Origin of the sequence: Sporosarcina sp. P33, from assembly GCF_002077155.1 — a bacterium.
GTDB lineage: Bacteria > Bacillota > Bacilli > Bacillales_A > Planococcaceae > Sporosarcina.
Genome location: NZ_CP015027.1, coordinates 464472 through 477022 on the forward strand (window position 1 = coordinate 464472; position 12551 = coordinate 477022).

At 44.2% G+C, this 12551-nt stretch carries 11 protein-coding genes; 1 reads left to right on the top strand and 10 read right to left on the bottom strand.

Going from position 1 to position 12551, the window contains the following annotated elements:
* Window positions 1-5: 5 nt before the first annotated feature.
* The 9 genes from polA to citZ all read right to left on the bottom strand — a co-directional run bounded on the left by polA (window position 6) and on the right by citZ (window position 11000).
* Window positions 6-2630: a DNA polymerase I gene (polA, locus tag SporoP33_RS02230; protein ID WP_081242232.1), complete on the bottom strand. Its 2625-nt coding sequence runs from the start codon at window positions 2628-2630 to the stop codon at window positions 6-8.
* A gap of 98 nt (window positions 2631-2728) precedes the next feature.
* The gene (hflC, locus tag SporoP33_RS02235) at window positions 2729-3757 is read right to left on the bottom strand and encodes a protease modulator HflC (protein WP_081242233.1); all 1029 of its coding nucleotides are present in this window, start codon (window positions 3755-3757) and stop codon (window positions 2729-2731) included.
* Entirely contained in the window at window positions 3754-4731 is a 978-nt protein-coding gene (hflK, locus tag SporoP33_RS02240) for an FtsH protease activity modulator HflK (protein WP_081242234.1), read from the bottom strand. Before hflK ends, hflC begins: the two co-directional genes overlap by 4 nt.
* A gap of 75 nt (window positions 4732-4806) precedes the next feature.
* On the bottom strand, window positions 4807-6216 hold the full coding sequence (pnpS, locus tag SporoP33_RS02245; RefSeq protein ID WP_081242235.1) for a two-component system histidine kinase PnpS: 1410 nt from the start codon (window positions 6214-6216) through the stop codon (window positions 4807-4809).
* 6 nt (window positions 6217-6222) lie between these two features.
* Window positions 6223-6918 (bottom strand): response regulator transcription factor, encoded by a 696-nt coding sequence (locus SporoP33_RS02250; RefSeq protein WP_081242236.1) that lies wholly within the window; start codon window positions 6916-6918, stop codon window positions 6223-6225.
* A complete protein-coding gene (locus SporoP33_RS02255) occupies window positions 6908-7390 on the bottom strand; it encodes a MaoC/PaaZ C-terminal domain-containing protein (protein WP_081242237.1) in 483 nt (160 codons plus the stop codon). Before SporoP33_RS02255 ends, SporoP33_RS02250 begins: the two co-directional genes overlap by 11 nt.
* A gap of 146 nt (window positions 7391-7536) precedes the next feature.
* Window positions 7537-8475 (bottom strand): malate dehydrogenase, encoded by a 939-nt coding sequence (gene mdh / locus SporoP33_RS02260; RefSeq protein WP_081242238.1) that lies wholly within the window; start codon window positions 8473-8475, stop codon window positions 7537-7539.
* A 69-nt stretch (window positions 8476-8544) separates the two neighbouring features.
* Window positions 8545-9813: an NADP-dependent isocitrate dehydrogenase gene (gene icd, locus SporoP33_RS02265; RefSeq protein WP_081242239.1), complete on the bottom strand. Its 1269-nt coding sequence runs from the start codon at window positions 9811-9813 to the stop codon at window positions 8545-8547.
* A gap of 71 nt (window positions 9814-9884) precedes the next feature.
* Window positions 9885-11000 (bottom strand): citrate synthase, encoded by a 1116-nt coding sequence (gene citZ / locus SporoP33_RS02270; protein WP_081242240.1) that lies wholly within the window; start codon window positions 10998-11000, stop codon window positions 9885-9887.
* Window positions 11001-11183: 183 nt separating this feature from the next.
* On the opposite strand from citZ, the gene SporoP33_RS02275 reads away from it, so the two are divergent.
* Window positions 11184-12149: an AI-2E family transporter gene (locus SporoP33_RS02275; protein WP_196796835.1), complete on the top strand. Its 966-nt coding sequence runs from the start codon at window positions 11184-11186 to the stop codon at window positions 12147-12149.
* On the opposite strand, the gene SporoP33_RS02280 is transcribed toward SporoP33_RS02275, so the two are convergent.
* Complete coding sequence (locus SporoP33_RS02280) at window positions 12142-12525, bottom strand: FxsA family protein (RefSeq protein WP_081242242.1); 384 nt, start codon at window positions 12523-12525, stop codon at window positions 12142-12144. The two genes, SporoP33_RS02275 and SporoP33_RS02280, sit on opposite strands and share 8 nt — an antisense overlap.
* Window positions 12526-12551: the final 26 nt, after the last annotated feature.

A 12551-nucleotide genomic window follows, 5' to 3' on the forward strand; every position in this document is an offset into this window, starting at 1 on the left:
TCCACTCACTTTGTTTCGTACCAGGACTTGCCATAATTCCAATCGACTTTCAATGGAACGTCCAGTTGAATCGTCTGCTCCATGACTTCCGGTACGATTTCTTTTAACTTCTCCAGTTCTTCCATAGGCGCTTCAAAAATCAGCTCATCATGCACTTGCAGCAGCATACGGGCCTGCAAATTTTCTTCTTCAAGTCGTGCATCCATATCAATCATTGCCTGTTTAATGATATCTGCAGCTGTCCCCTGAATCGGTGTGTTCATGGCAGTGCGCTCCGCAAATCCGCGCAAATTGAAATTGGAGCTTGTGATATCAGGCAAATAACGGCGGCGCTTCAGCAGAGTCGTTACATACCCTTTTTGTTTTGCATCAGTAATACTGTTATCCATATATTGCTTTACGCCCGGGAAGCTTGCCAAATACGTGTCAATGAATTCCCCTGCTTCTTTGCGCGTAATATTTAAACTTTGTGATAATCCATAGTCGCTGATTCCATAAACAATTCCAAAGTTGACCGCTTTTGCCGCACGCCTCATATTCCCGTCCACTTCGTCTTCTTTGACGCCAAATACATCCATCGCCGTTTTCGTATGAATATCTGCGCCTTGACGGAACGCTTCGATTAACTTTTCGTCCTGTGAAATATGCGCAAGCACACGCAATTCGATTTGCGAGTAATCCGCCGCGAACATAATCCAGTCTTTTTCAGACGGTATGAACGCCGCGCGTATTTTTCTTCCTTCTTCCAAACGGATCGGGATATTTTGCAAGTTGGGATTGATGGAACTCAATCTTCCTGTCTGAGTCAGCGCCTGCTGGAACCGGGTATGAATTTTTCCGTCTTCATGAATTTCTTTCGTCAGACCTTCGATATATGTGGAATTCAATTTTCCGAGCTGCCGATATAATAAAATATGCTGGATAATTTCATGTTCACTTTCAAGCTTCTCGAGCACATCGGCAGCTGTGGAGTAACCTGTTTTCGTTTTCTTGATCGGTGTCAGGCCGATTTTTTCAAATAATATAACACCCAATTGCTTAGGTGAATTAATATTAAACTTCTCGCCCGCCATTTCATAAATCGTTTTCTCAATGACTGCCAGACGTTCTGATAACTCTTCACCAATTGAGCGCAATACATCCACATCTGTTCTGACGCCCGTCACTTCCATTTTTCCAAGTATCTTTGCCAATGGCAGTTCGAGATCATGGAATAAGTCCCGCTGCTCATTATCCTCTAATTGTTTTGTAATGACCGGATACAGCTCCCAGACGGCATGCGCTTTTCTTGCCGTATGATTGGCCAGTTGTTCCGCTGCCGGCAATGAACGTTTAGCTCCTTTGCCGTAGACTGTTTCATCATTTTCAACGCCATGATAGCCGAATGACCGTGCGATCTCAGATACTTCATTTGTCGAGAATGAAGGATTGACGATGTACGCAGCCAGCATCAAATCAAAGTCTATGCCAGCAAGCTCTAGGCCGAGCCGCGCAATTGCCGCATAGGCAGACTTGGAATCAGAGACATATTTACGGGTCCCGTGATCTTCAATCCACTTTTTAAAGACGCCGGAAGAAGCAGCCAGCTCCGTCGAAATAAAATACGTCTGCTCGTCATTCGACAGGCCGATGCCTAAAACGTCTCCAGACAAATAGTTTTCTCCATCGATTTCCACATGCAGCGCCATTGTGTCTGTTAACATATCCGAAGTGATTTCTTCCACGTGGTGAACGCCAATTTCTTCCAGCGGCTCAACTTCGACAGGCGCATCCATTTTTTCAAGCAAGGATTTGAATTGCAGCTCTTTGTATAACTGAATGACTTCCTCTTCATTTCGTCCTGCATAATCGAGTTCCTGCAGCGATACGGTAATCGGCGCGTCCACTTCAATCGTTGCAAGCTCTTTACTCATAAATGCCTGCTCTTTATTATTCACTAAGTTTTCCTTCATTTTCTTTGCGGTAATTTGATCGATCGATTCATAGACGTTTTCTACAGAACCGTACTCTTTCAGCAGCTTCAGCGCAGTTTTTTCTCCGATTCCCGGCACACCTGGAATATTATCGGATGCATCACCCATCAGACCTTTCATGTCGATAATCTGCAAAGGGGCAATGCCGTACTTTTCTTCGATATGTGCAGGCGTGTAGATTTCGAGATCGGTAATTCCTTTTCTCGTAATGCATACGGTCGTATGTTCATTTGATAATTGTGTTAAATCCTTATCACCTGAAATAACGACAACTTCCGCTTTGGCTTCACTGCATTCTTTGCTTAGTGTTCCGATGATGTCATCCGCTTCGTAGCGGTCGAGTTCATACTGTTCAATGCCAAATGCTTCAATCAGCTTACGGATGTATGGGAATTGTTCTGACAGCTCAGGCGGGGTCTTTTGGCGGCCCCCTTTGTATTCGGTGTACGTGCTGTGGCGGAACGTCGTTTTCCCGGCATCCCAGGCTACCAGCATATGCGTCGGTTTTTCTTTCTCCAGAATCATTTCAAGCATCATAGTAAAACCATATACCGCATTTGTGTGAATCCCTTTTTCATTCGTCAATAAAGGCAGCGCGAAAAACGCACGGTACGCTAAGCTGTTTCCATCCAATAAGAGCACTTTCTTTTTCGTCAAAATCCATCCCACTCCTTCGTATTCATCGCTAATAAAAAAACGTCATTTTCATCTAGTTTACCACGTTGGCAACTGTAAATGAAAATGACGCACTTATGTTACTGTGTATTGCCCGTTAACAGCTTGGCATATGGTGAATCTGCCGGCAGAATGATCATCGTTTCGTCATCTACGACTTTCGAGTACGATTGAAGTGTTCTGTACAGTTTGTAAAACTCCGGGTCTTTAGAAAATGCATTATTATAAATTTTTGCAGCTTCGGCTTCACCCTGTGCCGTTACAACCGCCGCTTCTCTCTTTGCTTTCGCAAGCATTTCCTGAACTTCCCGGTCTGTTTCTGCTTCAATTTTCTGCTTTTCCGCATCGCCTTCTGACAGATACGACTGAGCAGTGGACTCACGCTCCGAAATCATCCGCGTGTAAATGGATTGTTCGTTTTCTTCAGGCAAGTCAATACGCTTCATGCGCACATCGACTACTTCAATCCCGAAGTTTCCTTCTTCCAAAAACTTATTTACTTTTTCCGTCACATTATCGTTCAAGCTACCACGGGAAGAGTCTTCGTCATTGACGACATTCACGTAATCAAGCCGCCCCATCTCATTGCGGACAACCGAATAGATGAACTCTTCCATTCTCGCTTCTGCATTCACGATATTCCTAGCGTTGGCAATCATTTTAGCGGGGTCCGTAATATGCCATACCGCATAGTTATCGATAATAATCCGCTTCTTGTCTTTCGTATTGATTTCTGCTTCCGAGACATTGTATGTCATTTGATTTTTCGGCAGTGAAGAAACACTTTGAATGAATGGTATTTTCATATTGATACCCGGCTCCTGCACAATTCTTGTAATTTCACCGAATTGACGGATGATCCGGTACTCATTCTCTTTGACGATGAATAAGTTGGACAGCAGAATGGCCAATAGGGCAAAGATCGCTGTCAGCGTGATAATTAACTTCGTATGGCGTTTAATATCCGCCGCCTTTTTCGGTCTCATTGGCGTGACTTTTGAGTCCGGCCCGGTTTCTGCCGGCTTTTGCACTTTTTTCTTTTGATCCGTTTCGCTCATTTTCTTTAACGCATCTTCTATTTTCTTGAAGGGGTTCTGTTCGTTGCTCATGAAGCTTTCCCTCCTTTCGCGGCTGACTTATCCGTTTCTTCCGATTCGCCTGCCTGCGTTTTCTGCAGCTGCTGGAGCGGCAAATACTTCATCGTCTCGCCGCTGTCATTCATAATATAAAGATTGGCTTTTGGCAGCACTTGTTCAAGTGTTTCCAAAATCAGACGTTCCCTTGTGATTTCTTTGTTCTTTGCGTATTCATTATACAGATCACTGAATACCGCAACATCTCCGCGGGCCTGCTCAATACGTGCTGTCTTTTTCCCCTGAGCCTGGGATTTAATTGCGTCCCGTTCACCGATTGCTTCTTTCGTGCGCTTGTTCTCGTATTTCTTTGCTTCGTTAATTTTCGTATTTTTTGTTTCACGCGCATCTGTAACAGCAGTAAACGCTGCACGCACTTCGGCATTCGGCAGTTCCACGTCCTGAAGCTTGACACCCTGCACAGCGATACCGATATCATATTTCTTTACTAAACTTGTTAATAGGTCGCGTGTCTTCGCTTCAATCTCCGCCTTGCCGTCTGTCAGTGCGGCATCAATGGTAGAGCTTCCAATGATGGATCGAATGGAAGCGGATGCGGCGTCGCGTAATATTTCAATTGGTTCTTCCGCATTGAATAAGTATTTCTTCGGATCCACAATACGCCATTGGACTGTCAGATCGGTCAGGACAATATATTCGTCACCTGTGATCATCTTCGTTTCTTTATCGACAATCTCCCCCGACTTATCTTGCTTGTAACCGAAGTGTATACTGTACGTTTCCTTTGATAAAATTTCTGCCCGCTGAATTGGCCACGGCAGTTTGAAATGAAGACCTGAGTCGGTAATTGGTGCCCCGGCCTGCCCAAATGAAATGACGACAGCCTGTTCAGATTCGTCCACGGTATACCACGTAGTAAATACGATCAATAAAAGCAATAGTCCCGTGACCGCTAAACCGAGTGACACTAAGATTCTTTTTGTGCCCATATCTGTTCCTCCCTTTTCTATGTATGACTACTGTACGGAACAACAGACCAGTAAGTTTCACTTTTGACACCCGGATTATTCTGCTGCAGGCAATTGAATGCGAAAAACGGTGCCCACTCCTACTTCACTGTCAACGGAAACCGTGCCATGGTGCGCTTCCACGATGTGTTTTACAATCGCGAGACCTAAACCTGTACCGCCGGATTCTCTGCTTCTCGCACGATCAATACGATAAAACCGCTCAAACAATCGCGGCAGTTCTGAAGACATAATCCCAATCCCCTGATCGCTGACCGTGATCTCCACCTGATCCTGCTCCGCTTTTACCCCGACTGTAATTTCCGTGTTTTCCTGTGAATATGCAATGGCATTGTTTAATAAATTGACCATCACCTGTACAAGACGATCGTGATCCGCCGGAATAATCAATTGCTTCGGCATGTTTAATACAATATTCATCTCTTTTTCCAATACTTTTGTCTGAACAATTTTGATCGACTGTTTAATAATCTCCACTACATCGACAGACTCATGGCTAATTTCAAAACTTCCGCTTTCCAGGCTCGATAGCCGCAATAAATCTTCAATTAATAATTGCAGCCGGTTACTTTCTTTATACATGATCTGCAAGAAATCCCGCGTAAGCGCCGGATCATCCACCGCGCCGTCCAGAAGCATCTCAGAGAAACCTTTTATCGAAGTGACCGGCGTTTTCAGTTCATGCGAAACATTCGCCACAAAATCTTTGCGCACTTGTTCCAGCCGGATCAGCTTGGTAATGTCATGCATGATAATAACAATTCCGAGCCAATTGCCGTTTTCCCCAATAACTGGCGCACCATACACTTCCAAGTGGCAAATTCCTTCATCAGTGAGTATCTGTGATTGAAAAGAGCGAACTTCTTCTGTCAGGAATATCGCTTCAATTTCTTCCTCAATATCCGAAGGCAGTCCGATATCTTTATACGTTTTGCCCATCAGCTTTTCCCCATCGCGCTGAAACGTCTCTTCAAATACCCGGTTGACCAAATTGACGGCGCCTTGTCTGCCGAACATCAGCAGGCTGCTCCCGATACTGCTGACCAGCGTTTTCAAGCGTTCCTGCTCCATTGCACGCTGAGCAGAATTCCCTTGCAGCTTTTGAGCGATTTGATTGATCTCGTTAGTCAGCTGCTGATGTAATGCACTGTCTTCCAAATGAGCCCGGGCTACATAATTCCCCTGTGCCAGCTGGTGAGTTATATCGGCGAAATGATCGATTGGCTGCGCAAACTGCTGAAGTATTTTTGCCATCACGAACATCATGACAATGAATGCCAAAACGAGCGTGAACAGCAAGTAGACCCAATACGTCTGCTGAATGACCGGTTCCACCTCATCCGCGAATAAATGAAAAAATTGTCCTAAGATGATTCCCAGCACAATTAAAAGAATGGATAAAATAACTGCGGAAGCTGCTAAGAGTTTTGAATAATAGTTCTTCATCTTGTTTTACTCCCCAAATTTATAGCCCACGCCTCTCATCGTTTTGATATAACGCGGCTTTCTAGTATTTTCTTCGATTTTATCCCGCAGATGACTGACATGCACATCGACGATTCTCGTGTCCCCCGCAAAATCATAATTCCATACAGCCTGAAGAAGCTGATCACGGGTGAACACCCGATTCGGATTTTTCATGAAATAGACGAGCAGTTCAAATTCTTTCGGCGTGAATTCAAGCCGCTCCTTATCCAAATAGACTTCCAGCCGTTCTGGATACACTGTCAGCTGGCCTGAAACAAGCACTTTCTCATTGGATTGCCCGCGTTCACCAGTACGCCGCAGAACTGCCCGTACCCTCGCAGCGACTTCCCGGGGGCTGAATGGCTTTGTCATATAATCATCGGCACCCATCTCTAAACCGACGATTTTATCCATCTCCTCCCCTTTGGCAGTCAGCATAATAATCGGTGTTTCAATGTTTTGCTTTCTGAGCATCCGGCATACTTCTAACCCGTCTATTTTCGGCAGCATTAAATCGAGAACAATCAAATCCGGCTGTTCATCCAGCACTTTTTCCAGAGCCTCTTCACCGTCAACTGCCAGAATGGTATCAAAGTTTGCTTGCTGCAGTGTAATAGCAAGCAATTTTTGAATGGACTCTTCATCTTCAACAATCAGAATTTTATGCTGTTTAGTTTCCATCTGCCGAATCCTTTGGTTTGCTGACATCAGCTGGCTTCTGCGGCGCTACGACGACCACTTCTCCGCTCATGATCCGCTCGCCTTCTTCATCTGTGGCGTCCACTTGAATAGTTACTTGATTTGACGCCGGATCGAGTTTCGTAATTTCCAGGATGAATTCCACAATGGCATAATGATAAACAGGCTTTGGGAAATGGAGCTGCTGATTAATAATGTGCGCGCCGGGACCCGGCATATGTTTGGATATCGCCGCGGTCACAATACCTGTCAGCATAATCGGAGGGACAATAGGCTGTCCATAAATGGTCTCTGCGGCATAGTCATGCTGCAAATACAGCGGATTCGCATCGTTTGTCAGTCCCAGATACAGCATCAAGTCTTTATCTTCAATTTTTTCCGTGAGGTGCAGCCTTTCCCCCACCTCTAACTTCGATATATCTTTACCTATGGATTTTCGTTTGCTTTTTAACAATATAATCCCTCCTGTAGTTGTGTACATGTGAATGAAAAAGCTGAAAATTACTTCAATAAGTAAATTATAACAACCCACTGGTGAAAAATCGAGTTACACTAAAAAATCGGCCAGCTCCATAGCTGACCGATTTGCAGAATACAAAGTTATGCAAGAACATTCATCACAGCACGCACTGAATCCGCGGACTTTTCAAGCCCGGTTTTCTCAGCGTCTGTTAATTCAAGTTCAATGATTTTTTCAATACCGCCTGCACCTAAGACAGTCGGCACACCTAAATAAATACCATTCATGCCGTATTCGCCTTCAAGATATGCGATAGAAGGCAGCACACGTTTTTGGTCTTTCAATATGGCTTCCGTCATTTCCACTAAAGCAGCGGCCGGTGCATAATAAGCAGAGCCGTTCCCTAACAGGTTGACGATTTCCGCTCCGCCTTTACGTGTGCGTTCCACGATTTCTTCCAAACGGCCGGACGGGATTAAATTTTCAAGAGGAACGCCTCCCGCAGTAGAATAGCGCACAAGAGGGACCATATCATCCCCGTGGCCGCCGAGGACAAACCCTGTCACGTCTTTCACTGACAGATTCAGTTCCTGTGCTACAAACGTGCGGAAACGCGCTGTATCCAGTACGCCTGATTGGCCGATGACACGCTCTTTCGGAAACCCGGACTCTTTGTATACCGTATAAGTCATTGCGTCGACAGGATTCGTCAGAACAATAATCTTTGTATCCGGTGAGTACTTGACGATTTCAGCAGTCACTGATTTCATTACTTTTTGATTTGTCTGTACTAAGTCGTCACGGCTCATTCCTGGTTTGCGTGCAATGCCCGCGGTAATGACGACTACGTCGGAATCCTTCGTGTCCTCATAATTCGATGTGCCGGTAATCGCAGCATCAAACCCCTGAACCGGACCAGCTTCCAACATGTCCAAAGCTTTGCCTTTCGTCGGATTTTCCATAGCTGGAATATCCACGATCACGACATCGCAAAGTTCTTTTTGAGCTAAAAGGAATGCAGTTGTTGCTCCAGTAAAACCAGATCCTATAACCGATACTTTTTTACGCTTCAATGACATGTAAAACTCCCCTTTTTCAGAACAATATAGTAGAAAGAGAGGGATTTTCATCCCTCTCTCGTCAGTCTCTTATAGGTTTTCGATTAATGCATCAGCGAATCCGGAAGTGCTAACTTCTGTCGCATTGTCCATTAGACGTGCGAAGTCGTATGTCACTACTTTTGACGCGATAGTTTTCTCGATGGAAGCAGTGATTAGATCAGCTGCTTCGTTCCAGCCAAGGTGCTGAAGCATCATAACACCTGAAAGCAATACGGATGAAGGGTTAACTTTATCCAATCCTGCATACTTCGGTGCTGTACCGTGAGTTGCTTCAAAGATCGCATGTCCAGACTCGTAGTTAATGTTCGCTCCCGGTGCAATTCCGATTCCGCCTACTTGCGCAGCAAGTGCGTCAGAAACGTAGTCACCGTTCAAGTTCATTGTAACTACTACATCGAACTCTTTTGGACGTGTCAGGATTTGTTGCAGGAAGATATCAGCAATTGCATCTTTAACGATGATTTTGCCTGCAGCTTCTGCATCAGATTGCGCTTTATTAGCAGCATCTGTTCCTTCAGCATCTTTAATACGGTCATATTCTTTCCATGTGAATACTTTGTCGCCGAATTCTTCTTCAGCCAACTCGTAAGCCCAGTTTGCGAATGCGCCTTCTGTGAACTTCATGATGTTTCCTTTGTGTACAATCGTCAAAGACTTACGGCCTTCACTGATTGTATAATTTAACGCTGAACGTACAATACGCTTTGTACCTTCTTCAGAAATCGGTTTAATACCAAGACCTGAAGTTTCAGGGAAACGAATATTTTTAACGCCTAACTCAGTTTGAAGGAAGTTAACTAATTTCTTTACTTCGTCAGTACCTTCCTGATACTCGATACCAGCATAGATATCTTCAGTGTTCTCACGGAAAATAACCATGTCACAATCCTCAGGACGTTTCACGGGTGATGGTACTCCTTCGAAATAACGAACCGGACGCAAGCACGTGTACAGATCTAGTTCCTGACGCAGTGCTACGTTCAATGAACGGAATCCTCCACCGATCGGCGTTGTAAGAGGTCCTTTAATCGCAATCAGATATTCTTTAATTGTTTCTAGAGTTTCTTTCGGAAGCCAATCACCAGTTTCGTTGAATGCTTTTTCTCCTGCAAGAACTTCCAGCCAATTAATTTTCTTTTTTCCTTCATAAGCTTTCTCAACTGCTGCTTCGATAACGCGTGAAGCTGCATGCCAAATATCCGGACCTGTTCCGTCACCTATAATGAAAGGAATTGTTGCGTGATCTGGGACGTTTAAAACACCGTTAGTTACTGTAATCTTTCCATCATTAGCCATTATTGATATCCTCCTGATTTCAATATCAGTGGGCCGGTATACGAGATACCGCCCCACGAATTTACTATTTTTTATCGTTCATTGATAGGGACATACTTTTGCATGCCTGGTCCTACGTACTCTGCACGCGGACGGATCAAGCGGTTGTTTTCGTATTGCTCCAGGATATGTGCAATCCATCCTAAAAAACGAGAAACTGCAAAAATAGGCGTGAAAATATCATGATCGATGTCTAATGAATGATATACCGAAGCGGAGTAGAAATCAACATTTGGAGGCAATTTCTTTTCTCCAGTGACAATTGCTTCGATTTTTTCAGACATATTGTACCACTTTTCTTCACCGCGAAGAGCAGTCAATCGTTTAGACATTTCACGCAAGTGCTTCGCACGCGGGTCACCCTGACGGTATACACGGTGTCCGAAGCCCATGATTTTTTCTTTGTTTGCAAGCTTTTCACGAATATAAGATTCTACTTTATCTTCATCGCCGATTTCCATCAGCATATTCATAACCGCTTCGTTTGCACCGCCGTGCAGTGGGCCTTTGAGTGCGCCAATTGCAGCAGTAACACCAGAATACATATCAGACAGAGTAGCTACACAAACGCGTGCAGTGAACGTAGATGCGTTCAGCTCGTGGTCTGCATGCAATACAAGTGCTTTGTTGAATGCTTCTTCAGCAATATCAGCAGGCTCTTCCCCAGAAAGCATGTAAAGGAAGTTTGCCGCATAGCTTAAACCTTTTTTAGGCGCCACAGGCTCTTGTCCTTTTCTGATACGTGCGAATGCTGTTACAACAGTTGCAACTTTCGCCTGAAGCTTAACTGCCTTTTTGTAGTTCTCTTCAGGTGACATATCTTCCGCTTTGTCGTCGTATAATCCTAGAAGTGAGATTGCTGTGCGAAGTGCTGCCATTGGGTGCACTTTGTCGATTGGGTACGTTTTGAAGTGGTCGATAACCCCTTGTGGAATTTCTGCGTTATCTTCTAATTGCTGCTTCAATTCAGCAAGTTCTTCTGCATTTGGCAGACGCTTGTGCCACAGAAGATAGACAACCTCTTCAAAACTAGCATTTTCCGCCAAGTCATCGATGCCGTATCCTACGTATGTAAGAGTGTCATCGATAATGGAACTGATTTGTGATTGTGCTGCAACGATACCTTCCAATCCTTTTGTTGCTGTCATGATATTCTCTCCTTCTTCCCAGTTTGGCCACCCTCTGAAGCGGAGTGCGGAGTGATGACCATCTGCTTAATTATATTTTTATCTAAAACGCTTACAAAGTCCATTATAGCAACTTTTCCGATTTTGTGAATGGTTAATAACTATTTTTGTTTATATTTACTAGAAAGGAATGGGCAAATCCATATGATATCCTTCGACTCAAAACGTTTGCAAACCTATTCACGCCAATGGCTGCCTGCTATATTGATCGTTCTTTTCTTGGTGGTAATTCCGCCTGTCGGATTTGCGATTGTTTTTGCTTTCTTTACTGCTCCGCTCATGAATTCCCTGATTTCCCTTACAAAGCTTCCTGCTTTTTTAGCTGCTTTACTCATAATGGGAATGCTCGCCTCTTTAGTATACACCTTCTTGTTACTATCAATCAATGGATTGATTTCTGTCATCTGGACAATGGAAGATCAATTGGGGCTGATCATTGAGATGATGGATAGCAGAGGGTGGAACTTGCATGCAGCAGCCGAGCAATTTATCCAGTCGAGTCATGATGCAATGGATGGGATACTGAACTTTCTGCAAAAAATCTTTCAGTCGATTTTCAGCATATTTCTATTTATCATTGCTTATTTTTTCTCTCTGCGGGAAAGTGCAACAAACCGGTTTTGGTTTTTAGTGTACTTTCCTTCAGACTTCAGACAGTTCGCCAGACGCATTTTTGATAAGTCAAGCCGCCTGATGGGTCATTTCTTCTCGGTTCAGATCCGTCTTTTTTTCATTACCTTTGTGCTTATGACGATTGGATTCTGGTTACTGGATTTCGAGTCTTTTCTCACAAAAGCTTTTTTGATTTCAATGGTCGACAGCATCCCATTTCTCGGAATCGGGCTGGTTTTTCTGCCGATGATTGCATTTTCCTTCTATATTGATGACATGTATTCTGCTGTCGGTTTATTAGTTTTGTATATCGTTTTGCTTGTCACCAGACAGATGACTGAATCACTTTTATGGGCCCATACATTCAAACTGCGCACGGTACATTCTTTCATTATTACCGCTTGCGCCGTTTATTTGTTTGGCATCTACGGTATTTTATTTTTGCCGTTCTTCTTATTCATTGCCTTAAAAGTCAAAGAACATCCCACATTTACATGACACGAATTTGTCCGCTGCGGATTTTATTGTAGATCCATTTGACAATAAACGGATACAGTATTTTACGGGGTCCGCCAAACAGCAGCAATAAACCAGCAATATCCGTAATAAATCCAGGCATTAATAATAATAACCCGCCCAGTAAAATACAGACGCTGTCTACGAGAGCTTTGCCCGGCGTCTCCCGGTTAGCCAGGCGGTACTGCAGATCTCGCCATGCACGCAGGCCTTGTTTTTTCGCAAGATATGCACCGCCGATTCCCGTTGCAATGATGATTGTAATTGTCGGAAGAATTCCGATGGTCTTTCCCGACAGCATCAATACAGCCAGTTCTGCAGTCGGGACAAGGATGAATAATGCTGCTAACCATTTCATACAGTAACCTCCAAAAAAGACCGCCC

What these genes read in the sequence shown, in the direction of transcription:
- SporoP33_RS02280 (WP_081242242.1), bottom strand. Translation starts at nt 12,525, where the DNA reads ATGAAATGGTTAGCAGCATTATTCATCCTTGTCCCGACTGCAGAACTG.
- SporoP33_RS02250 (WP_081242236.1), bottom strand. Translation starts at nt 6,918, where the DNA reads ATGGAAACTAAACAGCATAAAATTCTGATTGTTGAAGATGAAGAGTCC.
- pnpS (WP_081242235.1), bottom strand. Translation starts at nt 6,216, where the DNA reads ATGAAGAACTATTATTCAAAACTCTTAGCAGCTTCCGCAGTTATTTTA.
- SporoP33_RS02275 (WP_196796835.1), top strand. Translation starts at nt 11,184, where the DNA reads ATGATATCCTTCGACTCAAAACGTTTGCAAACCTATTCACGCCAATGG.
- hflC (WP_081242233.1), bottom strand. Translation starts at nt 3,757, where the DNA reads ATGAGCAACGAACAGAACCCCTTCAAGAAAATAGAAGATGCGTTAAAG.
- citZ (WP_081242240.1), bottom strand. Translation starts at nt 11,000, where the DNA reads ATGACAGCAACAAAAGGATTGGAAGGTATCGTTGCAGCACAATCACAA.
- mdh (WP_081242238.1), bottom strand. Translation starts at nt 8,475, where the DNA reads ATGTCATTGAAGCGTAAAAAAGTATCGGTTATAGGATCTGGTTTTACT.
- hflK (WP_081242234.1), bottom strand. Translation starts at nt 4,731, where the DNA reads ATGGGCACAAAAAGAATCTTAGTGTCACTCGGTTTAGCGGTCACGGGA.
- icd (WP_081242239.1), bottom strand. Translation starts at nt 9,813, where the DNA reads ATGGCTAATGATGGAAAGATTACAGTAACTAACGGTGTTTTAAACGTC.